The 18,316-nt window shown below is 63.8% G+C and carries 17 protein-coding genes; 15 read left to right on the plus strand and 2 right to left on the minus strand.

What is annotated here, in order from left to right:
* The 15 genes from DCI01S_RS17940 to DCI01S_RS13660 form a co-directional block, all read left to right on the plus strand.
* Positions 1-185 (plus strand): hypothetical protein (locus DCI01S_RS17940; protein ID WP_244881741.1); only part of this gene is annotated, 185 nt, incomplete at its 5' end.
* Positions 186-270: 85 nt separating this feature from the next.
* Entirely contained in the window at positions 271-1,662 is a 1,392-nt protein-coding gene (locus DCI01S_RS16870; protein ID WP_274532678.1) for a cutinase family protein, read from the plus strand.
* Between the two features lie 50 nt (positions 1,663-1,712).
* Complete coding sequence (locus DCI01S_RS18195; RefSeq protein WP_368664644.1) at positions 1,713-2,333, plus strand: DUF6668 family protein; 621 nt, start codon at positions 1,713-1,715, stop codon at positions 2,331-2,333.
* Positions 2,334-2,375: 42 nt separating this feature from the next.
* Positions 2,376-2,675, plus strand: coding sequence for a hypothetical protein (locus tag DCI01S_RS13620; protein WP_061229726.1), 300 nt, complete (start codon positions 2,376-2,378; stop codon positions 2,673-2,675).
* A 5-nt stretch (positions 2,676-2,680) separates the two neighbouring features.
* Positions 2,681-2,977, plus strand: coding sequence for a hypothetical protein (locus DCI01S_RS17305; protein ID WP_156482607.1), 297 nt, complete (start codon positions 2,681-2,683; stop codon positions 2,975-2,977).
* Between the two features lie 42 nt (positions 2,978-3,019).
* On the plus strand, positions 3,020-3,619 hold the full coding sequence (locus DCI01S_RS16875; RefSeq protein ID WP_156482608.1) for a DUF8175 domain-containg protein: 600 nt from the start codon (positions 3,020-3,022) through the stop codon (positions 3,617-3,619).
* The gene (locus tag DCI01S_RS17310) at positions 3,616-4,407 is read left to right on the plus strand and encodes a DUF8175 domain-containg protein (protein WP_156482609.1); all 792 of its coding nucleotides are present in this window, start codon (positions 3,616-3,618) and stop codon (positions 4,405-4,407) included. Before DCI01S_RS16875 ends, DCI01S_RS17310 begins: the two co-directional genes overlap by 4 nt.
* Positions 4,395-6,023 (plus strand): hypothetical protein, encoded by a 1,629-nt coding sequence (locus DCI01S_RS17315; protein ID WP_156482610.1) that lies wholly within the window; start codon positions 4,395-4,397, stop codon positions 6,021-6,023. Before DCI01S_RS17310 ends, DCI01S_RS17315 begins: the two co-directional genes overlap by 13 nt.
* 20 nt (positions 6,024-6,043) lie before the next feature.
* Entirely contained in the window at positions 6,044-7,537 is a 1,494-nt protein-coding gene (locus DCI01S_RS13635; protein ID WP_156482611.1) for an SCO6880 family protein, read from the plus strand.
* Between the two features lie 89 nt (positions 7,538-7,626).
* Complete coding sequence (locus tag DCI01S_RS13640) at positions 7,627-9,309, plus strand: ATP-binding protein (protein WP_244881743.1); 1,683 nt, start codon at positions 7,627-7,629, stop codon at positions 9,307-9,309.
* Positions 9,306-9,548, plus strand: coding sequence for a transposase (locus DCI01S_RS18200; protein WP_368664643.1), 243 nt, complete (start codon positions 9,306-9,308; stop codon positions 9,546-9,548). Before DCI01S_RS13640 ends, DCI01S_RS18200 begins: the two co-directional genes overlap by 4 nt.
* Before the next feature lie 4 nt (positions 9,549-9,552).
* Positions 9,553-11,157 (plus strand): peptidoglycan DD-metalloendopeptidase family protein, encoded by a 1,605-nt coding sequence (locus tag DCI01S_RS13645; RefSeq protein WP_082767825.1) that lies wholly within the window; start codon positions 9,553-9,555, stop codon positions 11,155-11,157.
* Positions 11,147-11,725 carry a hypothetical protein gene (locus tag DCI01S_RS13650; RefSeq protein ID WP_156482612.1) on the plus strand — a complete coding sequence of 193 codons (579 nt, stop codon included), beginning with the start codon at positions 11,147-11,149 and terminating at the stop codon, positions 11,723-11,725. The genes DCI01S_RS13645 and DCI01S_RS13650 overlap by 11 nt, the downstream gene beginning before the upstream one ends.
* Before the next feature lie 49 nt (positions 11,726-11,774).
* Positions 11,775-13,499, plus strand: a complete 1,725-nt coding sequence (locus DCI01S_RS13655; RefSeq protein ID WP_061229732.1) for a type IV secretory system conjugative DNA transfer family protein — start codon at positions 11,775-11,777, stop codon at positions 13,497-13,499.
* Positions 13,496-14,002 (plus strand): DUF4913 domain-containing protein, encoded by a 507-nt coding sequence (locus DCI01S_RS13660; protein ID WP_061229733.1) that lies wholly within the window; start codon positions 13,496-13,498, stop codon positions 14,000-14,002. Before DCI01S_RS13655 ends, DCI01S_RS13660 begins: the two co-directional genes overlap by 4 nt.
* A gap of 158 nt (positions 14,003-14,160) precedes the next feature.
* Here DCI01S_RS13660 and DCI01S_RS13665 read toward each other — a convergent pair whose 3' ends face one another.
* Both DCI01S_RS13665 and mobF read right to left on the minus strand, forming a co-directional pair.
* Positions 14,161-14,397, minus strand: coding sequence for a hypothetical protein (locus DCI01S_RS13665; protein WP_061229734.1), 237 nt, complete (start codon positions 14,395-14,397; stop codon positions 14,161-14,163).
* 273 nt (positions 14,398-14,670) lie between these two features.
* Entirely contained in the window at positions 14,671-18,204 is a 3,534-nt protein-coding gene (gene mobF / locus DCI01S_RS13670; protein ID WP_244881744.1) for a MobF family relaxase, read from the minus strand.
* Positions 18,205-18,316: the final 112 nt, after the last annotated feature.

Genomic DNA, 18,316 nt, shown 5'->3' on the forward strand with positions numbered 1-18,316 from the left:
GCGGCGGTCCTCACGCTGTCGGCGTTGGTCGCGACTGGCCAGGCCGGTGCTGTCCAAGCCCAGACGACCACGACTTCACCGTCGTCGACCTCGTCAGCGCCCACATCGACAACGCCCTTGACGTCGACCGTGGAAGTGTCGACGTCCTCGCCGCAGTCATCTGCGGTGGAGCTGCCAGAGGGTGAGGGATGTCCACTAGTGCAACTAGTAGCGATCAACGGCACTACCGAGGCGTCGAACAACGACTACACAGACGCAGACACCGGCTGGATGGCCCGGGTAGTGGGTCCAGCGGTCAAGGCAGCCAACGGCGACGGCACTGACAGGATGACCCGCACGTACGTCCCGTACCCGGCGAGCTTCGGGGGCCTAGTCCCGGCGGAGGACAATGCCAGCTACGCCGAGAGCGTCACTACAGGGATTGAGAACGGCACCAAGCTCATCGCGGAAACGGTTGAGCGGTGTCCCGAGACCAAGATCTTCATTTCCGGCTATAGCCAGGGCGCACAGGTCGCATCTGCGATCGCCCGGGACATCGGAGCGGGGGAGGGCCCGGTAGCACCGGACCAGTTCGCCGGCGCGTCGTTGATGAGCGATCCAACACGAGCGCAGGATGCCCCGGTGTTTCAGAGCGGAGCTGGAGAAACTAGTCCGGGCGCAGTCCCAGGCACTGAGGGAACGGCCGTGTCCTCGATCAGTCTGGGTGATGGTGCTCCCACGCCTGAGGGGCGCGGGATCTCTCCGAACACTGCGGCACCTGATTTTGGTGCCGTCTCTGACCGCGTAGCGTCGTTTTGCGTTCCCGGTGACTTGGCATGTGACACTCCCGCAGGATCTGACCTGTTTCAGGTTGTAGCCAATGTCGCTGGCCAAAGCGAAGGCTCTGATCCGGTTCAGGCACTGGCGAATGTCGCGCAGGTCGCTGGGCAGTCGGTGTTGTTCACCGCTGCGGAAACCATCACCGAGGACGTCAATTACTCCGAGGCAAGCGGGTTCACGATTGCTCCCGCTCGGCAAGGCAACACGACACTGTCGCGGATGGCGCGGTACAGCGATCCGACTGTCGAGCAGGGCCCAGATGATCAGACTGCACTCCTGGTGGAGGCTGGCACCAAACTTGCCGGAATGGCGTTGGGTGCGTCGATAACCGTGGCCAAGAAGACGCTGACGCCGGAGAACATCGCCCAGGTCGCACTGGCCGGAGCGGCGAACCCGAAGGCGGGTATTGCGGCGTTAGTCGCCAAGCTTGCAGTAGCAGCTAGCGAAGTGATCACTCCCGCGACCGTGAACTCCGGGTTGCAGCGAGTGGCAGGGGAGATCGAGCACACGATCACCGACACCACGGGCCTGGTGGATCTGGCCACCCAGACCGAGACCTGGAACACCATCGACGCTCACGGCATGTACGACCGGACGCCTTTCGCCGCCTCGGGCCAGTCACCGGCGTCACTCACCCAGCAATGGGCGGTTGCTGCTGCCAGTGACCTTGCAGTCGCCCGAGGAATGGAGCCGGTGAGTGAGATTGATCCTTCCGGGGGCACTAACCGGATGGAGATGGTTCGTTCCGGCGCTGCTGAGGATCAGCTTGACCAGCTCGCAGCGAAGTCACAGACCGCTGACAGCTCCGCCTTGTCCGAGGCGCTTGCCTCCGTGACTGCGTGAGCACAACACGCGACGAGAACAGAGAGGAGACGAGCATGACCAGTGCACCAATGCACTCGGAGACATCGTCAAATTCTGTGCCGGGTTGGTTGGCAGTGCCGACCGAAGGGGACCGCGCTCCCGTCTGGGATCGCCCGGTGCCCCGAGAGTCCGGGAGGGCTCCGGCGATCTGGCTCCTGGGCGCACACGGCGGAGCTGGCGTGTCGACGATCGAGTCGATGTGGTCTCCCGCCGCTGACAGTCGCCGCGGTTGGCCCGCAGAAGAGTCGGCGCCGTTCGTCGTGATCGTTGCCCGCATGCACGCCACGGGCCTGGACGCCGCTCATCGTCTGTGCTTGCAACACCAGGCCGGTGCTGTCGGCGGGTGTGAGCTGCTGGGGCTGGTCACCGTCGCTGCTGGACCTGGCAAACCCGCGCTGTCCCTGGCCCGTCGACGTGAGCTCGTCGCGGCGGCGGCAGGAGCCAGCTGGCACATCGACTGGATACCCGAGCTACTCACCGCGACTCCCACAGAGCTGGCGTCCTGGCAGCCCGGAGACCCGCCGCCCCTGGCGAAGCGATTCTCTTCCCCACCGTCACCAACTGACGCGGTTCCCGCGACAGTGGCCAATTCCGCCGCGGCAGTCTTCAGCGCCGCAGGCGAGCACTGGCAACGCCGTCACAAGTCCTAGCCGCAACTTCGAGAACCACACCCGACCCGCAGGAGGAACACCATGTTTATCGAGACCATCCACGCCGCAAGTCCGGTCGCCGAGCAGGTCATCGCCGTCGGCGAGAACCTTGCCCCCCAGGAGATTCCTGGAGCCGGACAGAAGGTCGATACCGCCCTGAGCTACTTCATGTGGGGCTGTATCGCGATCGGAATTATGGGCGTGATGGCTGCCGGGGCCTACTTCATCATGGCCCGGTCCTCCGGGCGCGGTGACGAGGTGCAGGGCACCGTGGCTCGCATCATCGGCGGTTGCCTGACCATCATGCTCGCCGGCCCAATCGTCAACGCCCTGGTCTCCTGACCGTCGTGCTCGCCGACATGGTGACCGTGCTGGCCCAAGACCCGGGCGCAGTACTCCCGCCGACCAGTCCGGTCGGACCACCGCAAGAGGCCATGACGCGATTCACGCAAGCCGTGGGCTGGGTGAAGTGGGGAGCGACCGTCGTCCTGGTCGCCGGCGTCCTGCTCTTCGGCGCACTGCTGACCGTCGATAACCGACTAGTGGACCAGTACGGGACATCAATCCAGGCAGCCGTGATCAAGGTCATCGTCGGATGCCTCATCGTGGCTTCGGCCGGCCACATCACCGACATTTTCGTCTAGAAGGAGCACCTTGTGTCAATCCGCCGACGCACTCTCACCACCGTGGCGGTGGCGCTGCTGGTGACAGCGAGTGCCTGCTCAAATGATGAGCAGGCCCCGCCCGAGGTGGTGGATGTTGAGTCAGCGCCGCCGGACCTGACCTGGCGCAACGTCGCTGGCCTTGAAGTACCCACCTCCCGCGAGGATGGGCCAGCTCGTACCTCGCCGCCCCAGGGGTACAGCCACACACCGCAGGGCGCGGCGCTGGCAGCCGCGAATGGCCAGGTCGCTCTGGCCACCGCCCCCGATACGACGTGGCCTGAGGTGGTGCGCACTGTCACCGCTCCCGGTCCTGGTCGAGACCAATGGGCACAAGCGCGGGTGCTGATGAGCGTGTCCGGCGCTGTCGACGAAGAGGTTGCGGCGACGTTCACCGGCTTCAAGGTCACCGAGTACACGCCGGAAAAAGCGATCGTGCTGCTGGCCACGTCTACGCCGCCGTCAGCAGGGGAGCAACAGCCACTACTGACCGCTTACCCAGTGCAGCTGGCCTGGACCGGCCAGGACTGGAAAGTGGTCCTACCCACACAGGCCGATGACGTCGACGCCGCCGAAATCGACAGCCTGGACGGCTTCACCACCTGGGACGAGGACGAGAAATGAGCAAACGCACGTGGATCACGACCGCCGCTCTTCTCGCTGCGGTTGTTATAGCGCTAGTGATTGTCGTCGCGGTCGTGAACCGCAATCAGGGCGATACGCAAACTGAGCAGACCCCGGCCGGGCCCGAGCCAACTGAATTAGCCCCAGAACCGTCCGCTGGCGAGTCGGGCACCGTTGAGACGGATCTATCTGGTCGCCAAGTGGTGGTCCCAACAAATCCAGCTGGAGACATCCTGTCGGACTCGACTGATGGTGGGGGAAGTTGCGAAGATCTGCGGTCCCCGGCTGGGATTCAGATCCAGCGGATCAACATGTATCCGCTTCTGCTGTCCACCGACTCTGGCCCGACCCAAACCGATGGGGCGGTCCCGACCGGCTATGCGGATGGCCCACGGGGAGCCTTGCTTGCAGGCACAAACTACCTGTGGCTATTGCAATCTGGCGGAACTCCAAGCAAGGAAGTTGCGCGTGATCATGTTGTCGCCGACGAGGAATTTCAGCGGATCATGGAAGCTGAAGTCGAGGACGGCTTTAACAGCGAGCGCAATAATCTCGGCGCACCAGTTGCGTTTAAGGTCCGCAGCTGTAGCCAGGATGCAGTTGTCATTGACTACGCCTACGACCTGTTCGGCGATGCAAACGGACCATTCCCAAAGCCCAAATGGGCAGTGCAGTCCGTTCTAGTCGTCAAAGACTCGGGCCAGTGGAAGCTCTCGATGAGAGAGGGAAGCTACACCGACCGAGGGATCGCCGATGATCGCGAGGGGTTCACGACATGGGACATGTGACCTGCTTGCGGGGAATCGCACAAAGTGCAGCGACCATTGTTCTGGTGATTGCCGCTCTGCTGGTGGGAGCCGGTACGGCAGCAGCCCAGGACGATCCAGCCCCCAACAATGGCACGGAGTATTCCGAGACCTATGAGCAGTGCGTGGCCGATGCCGCAGCCGGGGACGAGCCCGGTACGAATCTAGACCGCGGTGTTAACTCGGCTTTGCGGGCTGCCGGCGCCGACGGCGCGGCTGACCTGACTAATACGATCAACTGCTCAGCAGAGGCGTTCATAGCCGATCCGGGTGGTGCGGTATCGACGGCGGCGGGCAATGCCGCCTCGGCATTCTGGGGCGATCCAATCGGAGATTTCGTCAAATCTCTCCTCGAAGGAAGTGCGCAGTCGCTCGCGCTGATCATGACGATGTGGATCAAGGAATCCCCGTTCTCCGGGTCCGACTTCGCATCGTCTGTCGAAGGCATCTTCAACCTGACTATGTGGGCGCAAGCACTGCTGTTAGTGGTGTCGCTGATAGTTGCTGGTGCTCGAATGGCGATTGCTCGAAATCGCGGATTGGGCGACGGCTTCGAAGATGTCGGCCAAGTCATGTTCAACTTCATCCTTGCGGGGGCCGCTTTACCTGCGGTGATCTTGTCGCTGCATATGGCCACAGACGCTATCTCGGCACAGTGGCTCACAGATGGCCTTGGGGCCGATCCTGCCGCGTCGATCGACGCGGTTGCGATGATCGACGAGGAAACCGGGCTCGGGCCGGCCGCGGTATTGATCCTGGTCGTCTTCGCCTTGCTGGGCGCGTTGGCCCAGATGGTGGCACTGGTAGTTCGTGAGGGCCTGCTGGTGGTTGTGGTGGGCCTGTTACCGCTGGCGGCGGCGTCCTTCTCCTTGAGCACCGGCAAGCAAGCGTTCCGCACGATGATCGGGTTTATCGTCGCGGCGCTGTTGTTCAAGCCCGTGGCAACGCTGTTGTATCTGGCGGCGTTCTGGCTCAGCTCCGGCGAGGAAGCTCCCTCGGTCATGGAGGCTGTGTCTTCGATGCTGCTTTTGGCCGCTGCTGGCCTGGTACTGCCTGCATTGATGCGGGTGGTCGCACCAGCGGTGTCAACCTCAGTGGCCGGTGGTAGCGCAGCCGGAATCGGTGCTGCCGCTGCTGGCGCGACTGGTGCGGTGGCCGGTGCGGCTGGCGCAGCCATGGGTACCGCGCAGCAGAGCTTTGCCGGTTCGGGGTCGTCGTCTGGCTCTGGCTCTGGCGCTGGTGGGCAGGGTTCCGCCAACGGCGCGACGTATCTGGGTCCGCACTCCTCGGGCGGATCGTCTTCTTCACCATCAGCAGGACCCTCCGGGTCGGGCTCATCCACGCCGTCGGGCGGAGGGTCGTCCTCGGGTGGAGGCACACCGGCAGGCGCAAGTCCCGGTGGTGGAGGTCAGGGCAATCGCGTTGGTGGCGCGGTCGCAGGCGCGGCACGCGGTGCGGGAGCGGTGGCCGGGTTCGCGGCGGCAGGTGCTGGCGCGGTCAGTGCTGCTGCGCACAGCGTCGCCCGAACCACACAGACCACCGAGCAGATGCTTGACGGCGCATTAGCGGCCCATCCGACTCCCCATCACTACCGCTGAAAGATCGAAGGAGATAGCTCGTGACGACGTCAGAGGCCGCGGATCTTCGGCTCTACACGCTCGGGGAGAAGTCGCAGCGGACGGGCATGTTTGGCCTTCCCCTTCGAGCAACGATCATCGCCGGAATCGCCTTCATCGTCGCGATGCTCGTGCTGATGCAAGGCGGGTTGGCGGCAGGGGCAATCATCGCCGTCTTGGCAATCGGCTACCTGGCCCCGGCAGTACTGCGTATTGGCAATCGAACTCTTTACGAGGTGGCTCAAATGAGATGGCAATTTTGGCGGGCGCAGGCATCAGGAGCGACCGTCTACCGTGCCGGTCCCAATTCACGAGTACCTGGCGGTCGGTACCGACTTCCCGGATCTCTGGCCAAGACCGAACTGCACGTCGGGCGAGATGTGGCGGGAAACGATTTCGCATTGATCAGGGACACCTCCCTGAATCAGTACACGGTTCTGCTGCACGCCGATGCCCGCGGACAAGAACCGCTGACTGTCGACGATCGCAACAACATGACGGCGGAATGGGGCGCATGGCTGGCTGAGCTGTCGCTCAACGACGATGTCGTTGCCGCTGCGGTCACCGTCGAGTCCTATCCGACCACCGGCCAGGATCTCATCGCAGCGGTGCGGTCCTCGGTCGATGAATCGACGCCCGAAATCGCCCGCAGGATTCAGGCCGAATCAGCGGTCGAGTTTGCTCGCGGCAAGCTCGTGACCCGCTCATGGATTTCCGTGACGTTCAAAGCCGCCACGGCGATGCAGCGCAAGGACCCGGAAGCTATGGCCACCGACCTGGGGTTCCGGCTCCCCGGCCTGTACCAGCGACTTGAATATGCTGGCGTCTCAGCCGCGCCGATGGGGCCAGAGGACGCGGTGGGACTCCCGATGCGCTGCTTTCGCCCCGACTTGGAAGAGGCGATCAACCGAACCCGGATCGCTGGCGAACCGCTGGGGGTCGACTGGGATGACGCTGGCCCCTCGCAGGCGGTAGCTCGGTGGAACTGCTACCGACACGAAGACTGGGTGTCGAGAACCTTCGAGATGGCCGCACCCCCTGCGGCAGCGTTCCCCGACCATGTATTGCGGCCCCTGCTGGAGCCCAAGTCCGACATCCCGCGTAAGCGCGTGACGTTGATCTACCGGCCGATCGCTGCCGGTGACGGTGTGCGCAGTGTGGAGAAGGAACACACGGACGCGGTCAATGCGGCCAACAAGTCACGCTCGATCGGCAAGGCGTCGGCGGGTCTCCGGCTGGAGCGCACCGAAGCCGCCCGACAGGCACTAGCTCGCGGCGGTCAACTCGGCGAGTATTCACTCCTGGTGACTCTCACCCTGCGTGATCCCGAATTGCTCGATCAGGGTTCGGCGATCATCGGCCAGCTCGGTAACCGCTCACAGCTCCGACTGCATGCCACCAACGGCCAGCAGGATAGTGCGTTCATCGCGGGTCTTGGCCTGGGAGTGTTGCTCGATCAGAAGTCGACCATTTCCTCCTTCGCGAGGGCCGAGTGATGGCCAGACGCTCAAAGACTCCGATCGGGCCTGCGGAGCTGGAGGAGCTGCATGCCCGCGTCACCAGTGGTGACACTCAACCTCCGTGGGTGTTCACCACTCTCGGACGCGCCTACAAGCGATGGTGCAATGAGCACCCGGAACGAGCTGAGCAGGCTCGGACCGCCCGACAAGCAGCACCGATCCGGTACGCAAAGCCACGTTTCACCACTCGTTACAGCGCCGTCGATGGCCGAGGCTTTAAGGGCATGTTCTCCGGTCGCATGTCGGTGGTGTCCGCACCGGGAGCGACACAGACCTCGACCAATTACGGCTGCGGATTCAACCCCTGGGTCGTCGGGGCGACCGCCCCGGCAGTTGGAGTGCCGCTAGGCGTGCACGCCCAGACCGGGCAGGACGTCTCCGGTGATGTCCTGTCCTGGTTCCGGGCCGGCATCATCGGCAACCCGTCCGCGTTCGTGCTGTCCCTGCCGGGACTGGGAAAAAGCACCGTGATCCGCAAACAGTTCATCGGTGCTGTCGCCCAGGGTCACGTGCCGATTGTGGCCGGCGACATTAAAGGGGAGTACGTGGCGGTGACAGACGCGATGGTCACCCCGTCCGGCAAACGTGGACAGGTGATCCGACTCGGCCACGGACACGGACACCTGAACCCACTCGCCGCTGGCGCTTTGGGGGAGGCGATCCCTGTGATGCAGGCCCACCTCGACGATCTGCATGCCCGAGGTGAGGACAGCACGCGCCTGGCCGAGGCGATCACCGAGACCGAAGAATCGGTGCACTCACGGCAGGTCACGATGGTCGTTGCCTTGGCAGAGCTGATTCGCGGCAGGGCACTGGCCGATTTCGAGGGGCTGGTGATCTCCACCTCGCTTCGTGCGATGCGCGAAACCGACCGATTCTCGTTTTCCTCGCCTCCGTTGCTGCGCGATCTGATCGACTTCATCCGGGAGGGCAACCCAGATCTGCGCCGCGCACTGTTCGTGGCCGATGAGGCGGAGTACCGCCGAACGGTGCAGACCCTGGTGCAAACCCTGGAGTCGTTGACCGACGGCGTCATGGGGCAGGTCTTTGCCGAGCACACCTCCACGAAGATCGACCTGGACGCGCCGGCGATCTGCATCGACGTCTCAGCAATTTCTCGGGGCGACCAGTCGCTCAAGGCCGGGGTTCTGTTGGCGTGCTGGTCCGACGCGTACGGAGCGATGGAAGCAGCGCACGTGTTGGCTGACTGTGGGCTGGCACCGCAACGGTATTTCCTTGCGATTCTCGATGAGATGTGGGCAACCCTGGGCGCCGGGGCGGGCATGGTGCAGCGCGTGGACGAGCTAACCAGACTTAACAGGACCGACGGCACGGGCTTGCTGATGATTACGCATACAGGCCGTGACCTGGAGACGTTGCCCAACGAGGTCGACGTTAAGACCGCGATGGGTTTCATCGAGCGTGCCGGCATGGTGATCTGTGGGGGACTGCCAGCCGGAGAGCTGGATCGCCTCAAAGGCGTGTTGCAGTTCACTGACGCCGAGGCCGGGATGATCACGGCCTGGTCCAAGGGCGCACCGATCGAGCGAACTGAAGCCCGCGAGCGCAAGAAGCCACCACTGGGGCGAGGCAAATTCATGCTCAAGCCATCCAAGGATGGCACCGCAGGGATCCCCATCCAGGTGTTGCTGACAGCGACCGAGCAGCAGACCAATATCCACGACACCAACGTGCGGTTCCGCGAACTGCTCGACGGTGCTCCTTCAGAGCAGGCGATGACGGCGTGAAGGCCTCGTCATACGACGCCGCCTTTCGGGAGCAGGTCGTCGAGCGTTTGGCTCAGCTCGAGCCCGCGTTTCCGTCCACGTCGGCTGCCGCTGAATCCGTGGCGAGGGAGTACGGCATCAGTCGTGACTCGGTACGACGATGGGCTGTGGCTGCCGGAGTGTGGCAAGCGCATAACTCCTCCACGTTGCGGGCACTCCAAGCCGAGAACGCCGCACTTCGAGCGCAGTTAGGTCAGTGACCTAATGCGCTCGATCAAGCTCGTCGTCGGCATCGTTATTGGCGCTATATTGCTGGCGCTGGTTGTCGTCGTCGTGCTTGGCCCAGCCAGTTATGACCGGTGCAGCCCAGGAGACAGTGCAGGCTCTGGTGGCCCGGCCAGCTCGGAGGGATTGGCGTACCCGGTTGACCAGGACGCGCCGGTGACCTCTCCGTTCGGACCACGAGGCGGCGAGGCTCACAACGGCATGGACCTGGCTCCGCCCCGCGGAGCACCGATCTACGCCTTCGCGGACGGGATCGTGATCGCCTCGCAGGACACCGGAGTGTCCGGCTTCGGCGGCTGGATCGTTGTCCTGCACGAAATTGACGGCCGCGAAATGAGTACCGTCTACGGCCACCAGGACCCTGGCGGAAACCTCGTGGCAGAGGGCGCGACCGTCGAGGCTGGCGAGCACATCGCGCGCGTCGGCAACAGCGGCTATTCCACCGGTCCGCACCTGCATTTCGAGCTGTATGAAGGCAATCGCCTCGCGGGGGGAACTCCGATTGACCCCGCACCGTGGGTCGAGCGGGCACGAACAGGCGCGTCAGCACCCGAGGGCGACGGCGAGGACCGGGACGACGAGTCCGAGAGCACGGAGCCGGGAACCATCGAGAACGGCGACACCAGCGGCTCCGACACTCAGACAATCCGCGATCTGAGAGCGTCACAGATCATCGACGTAGGCCAGCAACGCGATGAGTCCGAAATAGTGATCGTGTCCGCTCTCGCCGCCGGACTCGTCGAGAGCGACCTGCACAACCTGGCCAGCGAGGCTGTTCCCGAGTCCAAGAACTACCCGAACGATGGAGTCGCCCCAGGCGACTACGATTCGGTCGGACTATTTCAGCAGCGAGTGAAATACTGGGCTGAGCAGGCCGGCGGAATCAAGGGTCTGATGGAGCCGGCGCAGCAGATCAACTGGTACTACGACACCGCCGCTGGAGTTTCACACGACTCTGTTGGCCAGATCGCTGCCGACGTGGAGAACCCGGCCGCTAAGTACCGGCACAAGTACGCCGATCGCGCGGCCGAGGCAGCTGAGTACTATGAGCGCCTTTCAGGCAACGCCGCCGGCAGCTTGGCCGCAGGGTCCGCCGAGTGCGGCGGTTCCGGCTCACTTGCCGGTGTTCCGTCAGCAGACGGACTGGGCCGACGCATTCTGATGGAAGCCAAGAAGGGCTTCGGCATGCCGTACGTGTGGGGTGGCGGCAATACACAAGGGCCGACCAACGGCCTGTCCGGCAATGATCCGCTCGGATATGACTGTTCCGGCCTCACACAGTTCTCCGTCTACCAGGCCACAGGTGGACAGGTCTCGCTACCGCGAACAGCACAGGATCAGGGGCACTCGGACCTCCTTCAAGAAGTGTCGTGGGAGGAAGCCCGCCCCGGTGACCTCTTGTTCTTCGGCTCGGGGCACTTCCATCACGTGTCGATCTACTCGGGCCAGCAGGACGGAGCCGATATGCAGTATGAGGCCCAGCAGTTCGGAGTCCCAGTCGGGGAGTACAAGGTTTCGCAGCCGCCAGACAAGGTAATGCGGGTCGTATTGGATGAAGGCGAGGCGAACACACGTGATGAATGATCGGCGATTCGGCACAGCCGCCGCCAGCCTGCTGGCAGCTGTGCTCGTGCTCAGCTCGTGCGCGGGCCAGGACGACGACGGCTACGTCGATAATCACGATGGTCATAGTCCACATGGGCCGGAAACGGCCGAAATTATCATGCCGTACGGCGAGGACTTCGAGCATCTACAGAACCAGCCACCCGAGGTGGTGGCCGAGGCAGCATTGCTTCGACTCGCTCAGGCGACCCCCGATCAGGTCGAGGACCAGGACGCCGCCGCCGCTACCTTGCGCGGTGTCGTCACCCCTGAGCTATGGAGCCGATTGAGGGCCAACCCGGAGTCCGTAGTGCCGATTATGACCGGCCCAGCATGGCGGGCCTGGGACAGTGCCGGCGGTGGCGTCGAGGCCACCGTTCGCCAAGACAACGAACAGCATCCGCCCGACACCGCGACGACCTGGACGAGAAAGTTCGTCGTCACACGGCAGCTCGACGGCTCCACAACGCCGATTGACACCACCTACGCCGTGGAGCTGCGGAAGCTATCAGGCCAGTGGCGGGTCTCTGCTCTTCTGCTGCTCGCCTGAGTTGGCAACAGACTTCCGCTACCTATCCATCGCAGTGAGGAGACGTTAAATGGCTGGCAAGGACATTGCGCGGCAGTCGCAGACACGAGATCCCGGACCCACCATCGCCCTGGCCACCTTGGGTATCGCCATTCTGCTGGTGGTAGGTGTGTGGGCCAGTATCACTCTCGGCGAGAAGATTGCCGCCACCGGTCAGCAGGTGCCTGGCAACCCCGCCGTCGCGGTGATCGACCTGGTCCAAGGGCAGGTCCAGTGGACAGGCGGGGCCACCATCGTCGCGGTGATCTTGCTGATCATCGTCGGCGTGCTGATGGGGCTTATTGCCAGCATGATTGGCAGGCGTCAGGCGGGACGGACCCGTGTCGACGGCATTGCCAAACATCTGGCGGGCCGGTCCGATGTGCACTCACTGTCGGCCAAGGCCGTCACTCGTGCCAGCCGTGAGCGGGGCGAGGACATCGACGTCCCTGGCGTCTACATCGGCAAGGAAGTGTCGACCGGCCAAGACCTGTGGGGCGGTTGGGAGGACCTACACCTGGACTTGTGGGGACCCCGTCAGGGCAAGACCTCCAGCCGCATCATCCCGATGATCCGGCGGGCACCGGGAATCTGCATCTCCACCTCCTGCAAGAAGGACGTCATCGAAGCGACCATGCCATTCCGTCAGCAAGTCGGACGCGTGTGGGTGCTTGATCCGCAGGACAAGGCCGTCGGGTTGGACTCCACACGCTGGTACTTCGACCCGCTGGACTTCGTGCGCCGTGACCAGTGGTGGGACGGCAACGCCGAGGAGCTGGCCGAAATCTTCAACGCCGCCACCGCTCGCGGTGAGGCCGGCAGCGACCCCAACGCCTACTTCTACAGCCAGGCCGTTGATCTACTCGCCTCATTGTTCCTGGCAGCAGCCATGCGAAACCGGCCGATCACTGATGTCTACGGCTGGGTGTCCAACCTTGAGGACTCCACCCCGGTGGAGATCCTGTCTGACAGCCAGTGGGGGCCACAGGCAGCGGACCTTGCCAGCAAGTATCAAGCTGAGCCTCGCACACGCTCGAACGTATTCAGCGCAGCCAAGAACATGATCAGCTGCCTGGGTCGTCGCCAGATCGTGCGGTGGTTGACTCCGCAGGCCGGGGCCGAACGCTTCGACCCGGTCAAGTTCGCCAACTCCGCTGCCGACACTCTCTATCTTGTCTCCGACGAGGAAAACCCGATCGGCAGGCCGGTGACCTCAATCCTGACCGTGAGTGTGTTCAAGGCTCTGGTTGATCGCGCCGATCAGTGCCCCGGTTCACGTCTGCCCGTGCCGGTGACGGCGGCGCTCGATGAGATCGCCAACATCGTGCGGTGGCCGAGATTGCCCGACTACTACTCGACTTTCGGCTCTCGCGGCATCATCTGCGACACCGTGCTTCAGTCCTACGCCCAGGGCGTTGAGGTGTGGGGCGAGCAGGGGATGAAGAAGCTGTGGTCAGCCGCAGCGATCGTCGTCATCGGACCAGGCCACAAGGACTACCGGTTCCTCGATGAGCTGGCCCATCTCATCGGCACCCACACCGAAAAGCAACGCTCCATCTCTCACGGGTCGGGCGAGCGCGGAAGGTCGGTGTCCACGCAGACCGTCGAGAAACAGACCATCACCGCCGCAGAGCTGGCGGCGCTGCCGTTCGGTCGGATGATCGTCCTGGCCACAGGCCGGCGGCCGATTCTTGCCCGCATGATCCGGTGGGACCACCAGGATTTGCCGTCCCTCGAGGAGAAGAAGTCCGCATGAGTCATCTATTCGACAAGAAGATCGTTGAAGCATTCGCCGAGACCCTGACTGGGGTGTCAGGGGAAGCACTGCCAGCGGCGGTCGACGACGTTCTCGCCACGCCACGGTTGCGCGACCATCTCGCCCGCACCATCGAGCGCGACGTGCAACTGTTCGCCGAAAACGAACTAGGCGTGCCTCCCACCCTGAGGTTCACCGATGAGTTCGCATTCTTTGACGACTACCTCAGCCTTGCCTACGAATCGACAGGGATGAGCCAGAAATGGTGCCCACGTTGGTGGGCACACGGCTCAGTCAGATTCCGCATCCGGTCAATGTGGCTCGCCTATGAGTCGCTACTGCGCCGTGATCCGGCCACCTGTGACGAGGTGTTTCTTCGCACGATCGGTGACCACCACATGCCGCTGCTGACCGGGGAGCGTTCACCGATGGTCGCCTGTAGTGCGGCTCATCAGCCCGGTAAACCGCTGCGCTCCGCGCCGATCGAAGGGCTCACGTTATGAGTTCGCATCCCAGTGACCAGGTGGTCGCCGATTTGATCCGCCACGCCCGACTGGGCGCGACTGCGCGCCCGCTCCCTACGCGCACCCGCCCGTTGGGGGAGCATACGGCCCGGCAGCATTCGGTCGGATCATTGGTGGTTGAGACGGCACGAGCAGATTCAGGTGTATCTGAGGACGTCGCCCAGGCCCGTCGAGAGATGATCGCAAGAGAGCTGGAGCGCCGGCGCCTGGTCGATGCTGCGGAAGAGGCTCGCAGGCAGGCAGATGTTGACCGTGAGCATGCCGAGCGTGAACGCGATGCAGCTGTACACCGCGCCCGCGAGCATGGTGGTCCGGAACCGGACTTTCTGACGTTGGCGCTGATCGCTGCGGTCACATTGGAAATCACGGACCACGACCTTGTCGACGTCCTCGATGCTGCAATCACCGATACTCCCGACCTATCCGTCGCCGACACAGCTGACCTAGCTGGAGAACCTCGGGTGGGGCTGAACTCCGAGCAGCTCGCGACCGAGTTGGAGGCCGCTGGCGGACCAGCTGCCTCAGCAGAGGGACTGCCACAGACAGGTCCCGGTGGGGTGACGCCCGCTGTTCTCGTCGGGCAGTCTCCTGATCCGTCTACCGACTCCACTCCGGCAGTATCCGTTGGTGACGGCGAACCGGAGAGTTCACCAGAGGTCGGCTGACGTTTCCGCCCCTGTCGTCGTTCCCCATTCCGAACCGGCATTGGGGACGTTGTCGGCTTCGGCGTCTCGGCCCACAGTGGCCCGATGTTCCAGATAGGAGGCGGTGAAGTCATCGGCGGCTTCTGCCGGGACTTCGGCCGAGGCGGTCGCGAGCTTCTTGCGGGTGGCCGTCAGCCATGTGGCGAGGTCGGTGTCGCCGGTGATTGTTTCTGGTGGGGGAGTGGGTAGGTCTGTGGTGTCGGCGACTTCTCGGGTCACGTGACGTATCCGGTGGGCGATGACGGCACCAGGGGTTTCCGCGGTGTCGAGGTTGTCGGTGGCATCGGCCCAGAGTTCGCGGGGGTCCAGGCCTGCAAGTGCTGCTTCGGTCCAGGCGTGCTCGATCTCAGCGTGCAGCCTGGGGTCGGCGTCGATGTGGTTGGAGTGGACGCTAGGCAGTGCGTCGATGTATTCAGGCAGGGTGTCTGCGGTGAAGGTTCTGGCGGCGAGTTCTGCGCCGTGCCGGTAGAGCTGTTCGAGGCGTGCGGGGTCGGTGGCGTCGGTGTATTCCTGCCGCAGGGTTTCGATGGCCGAGGTGTGGCGGGTGTCGCGGGCCAGGACCGTGGACAGCACTTCTTGGGCGGTTGGTGCGGGGCGGTCGCCGGCGGAGTGCATGTGTCCGTCTTCGGCGGAGAGGTCGAGGTCGGGTTCGCAGACCGTGTAGACGCGGTTTTCTTTCTTGCCGCGGGTCATGGCGACGTACAGGCCGGCCCGATCGACGGAAGTGTCGATGACGGCGTGGGTGGTATCGACGGTGGAGCCTTGGGCGCGGTGGATGGTGGCCGCGTAGCCCAGGTGCATGTTGGTGCCGGCGTAGTCGGCGGGGATGAGCATGTCCTGGCCGGTGTTGATGTCGCGTACGGCGAGTGTGCCGTCGTCGGCGAGGTCGGTGACGGTGAAGAGTTGGCCGTTGATGACCCGCCCGAGGTATTTGCTGTCTGTGGTGTAGAGCTTCGAGTTCTTGCGGGCGATGACGGTGTCTCCGACGCCGACGGTGTCTGAGCGGGAGACGGTGGTGGTGCGGGTGTCGTCGACGAGGCCTTCTGCGATGCGTTGTGCGCGGATGACTTCGTTGAGGGTGTCGACGTCGTCGTTGCGGGAGGCGATGATCAGTGACTTGCGGCCGGCGTCGCGGTCGGCGAGGTAGGCCTGCACGGCGTCGGTGAGCATGGACTCTCGGTGTCCACCACTGATCCAGTCGCGGCCTTGGTATAGCTCGAGGGCATCGGTGTCGCCGACACGAAGCCCCAGTGTTGCTTCTGCTTGCTGGGTGTCTGCTCCCATGCGCATGACCTGGTCGAGCTCTACGGTGCCGGGGGTGCGGCACACTTCCGCGAAGATGCCGCCGGAGTTGACCGCGGACAGCTGGTACGGGTCGCCGATCAGTCGCACGACTGCCCCGGATTCGGCGGCGATCTCGGTCAGTGCGGCGAGGTTCTCGGTGCTGGCCATTCCGGCTTCATCGACCAGGAGCATGTCGCCGGGGTTGATCTGTACCGGCAGTGCCGACAGGGTTTGTCCGGGCTGGTTGGGGTGGAGTCCTCGCCAGGTGAAGGTCAGTGAGTCGATGGTGTGGGCGGGGGCGTGGATGTCTTCTGACAGCACGCTGGCGGCGGCGGCAGAGGGAGCCAGCCCGATCGCCTTCCGTCCTGTTTCTTGCCAGGTATCGGCCACGATCTTCATCGAGGCGGTCTTGCCGGTGCCGGCCGGCCCGACCCCTGCGGCCACGAGTGTTCCGACGGTGAGCAGGTGCTGTGCCAGAGCGTGCTGGCCGGGGTTCAGGCTCCACCCGGTGGCCGCGAGGTGGGCCTGCTCGGCAGCATCAAGTGCGGCGTCGGTGGCGAACACTGCGACCGGGGTTTGGGCAGCGTCAAGGACAGCGGTTTCGGCGTCGAGGACGGCGTCGGTGGTGAACTTTTCGCTGTTGGCGTGCCGGTCAATTCCCCTGTCTTGCTCAGTCATCAACTGCGCCGGCAGAGTCAATGGTTCCGGTGGTGTCAGGGGCACCGCAATGCTTTCCATGGCGTACTCCAGCACAGCGGCGTGGGCTCGATTCAGCTCCTCGTCGGTGGTAAAGCGGTAGCCCTTGAGTGCGGTGGATACGGCGGTGTCCACGTGTGAGGCGCGGAACTGTGCACGCATCTGGGTCACCCGTGAGATGGCCTGCCGAGCCACCAGCTGGGTGTGCTCCTGGACGTCAAATACCGGTCGCTCTGTTTCGGTATCGGAGGCGGTCACGCGCTCGGTGATGGCCTCGACTGCTTCGGCTCCCACGCGCTCTTGAGCGGCCTGTCGCCACGCGTTGCGGAGTTCGTCAAGGGACTGCGCGGGCTTCTTGGCGTCACGAGTGTCCAGGATCGCCTTCTGCCACAGAGCGTAGGCAGCACGTTGCGAAGGTTGGCGCCCGTGGGTGTCGACAAACTCGGCAACTAGGCGGTCGTAAACAGGTCTGGCGAGGGTGCGGCGGGATGAGAATGCGTCGATGAGTCGGCGGTCAATCCCGGCGATTTCCCAGATCGGAGCCTTATCCCGGTGTGGGTAGTGGGCCTCGAACTCGACACCCATCTGGCGGGTGAGCTTGTCGTGCAGGATCGCATCGTAGCGGGCCGAGATCGCTTGGTGCATCTGGTGTATTGCCCGTGAATCCAGGCTCAACCATCGTCCGTCGGGGCCTTGCACTTTGTTGGCGACTAGGACGTGGGAGTGCAGGTCCGGGTCGCCTCCTCGGGTATCAAAATGGGTGAACTCCGAGGCGATGAGTCCCCGGGTTTTGACCTGCTGGATTCCTTTGACACCGACGCGGGTGTAGATGGCGTTGTCCTCTGCCCAGGACAGTGCCTCGGCCACGGCTTCGTGGTGCAGTGCCGCCACTCTCGCGGACGTCTGTTCGTCTGCCAGTGCCCACAGAACGCTGACACTTTTCACCGGAGAGAAGGTGAAGTCGAACCCGGCGACTGCTTGCTTTACCTGGTCGCGTTCGCGGTTGATCCAGGCAACGATGTCTTTGCCGGAGGCGTGTTCGTAGCCGAACTTCTCGGTGTAGAACGGGCGACCTATCTGCTCGGCCAGCTGCGCCCGCTCCTGCACAGTGGGTCGCCTTTTCTCGGTTGACAGGAACTGCTTCTCGGCAGCAGATAGTGCGGCCAGAACCTCGGAGGTTCCGGTGAAGACCGGGAAGGATCGTCCGAGTTTGCAGTCAGACAGTGATGTTCCGGCGAGCATCTTCTCGTCGGTGTCCGGGTGCAAACCTTCGCCGTAGAGCGCAGCCATCTGCGATTCCGTGACGGTGGCCCCGGACGTGGTTGCCTCAGAGTTCAGACCGGTGAGGCCGGAGCCGATCCAGCGCCCAGGCGGGGTGCCTTTCGCCGCGTAGTAGTCCGACAAGGACTTGCCCTCGGGGTCGGCGTCGTTGGTGGCCACCGAGCGCAGCAGGTACTGGTATCCAGTACCTGCATGTACCGCTCGGAGGGTCATCATGTGCTCCAGCGTAGGCGTGTTGAAAGGCGGCGTCTACGCGTCGCGTCGCGCGACGCCGTGACCAGTGCCTTCCCGATCTCACTAATAGTGCCTACTGTGTGTGGCAGTTTGT

The organism is Dietzia cinnamea NBRC 102147 (assembly GCF_001571065.1).
Classification (GTDB): Bacteria; Actinomycetota; Actinomycetes; order Mycobacteriales; family Mycobacteriaceae; genus Dietzia; species Dietzia cinnamea.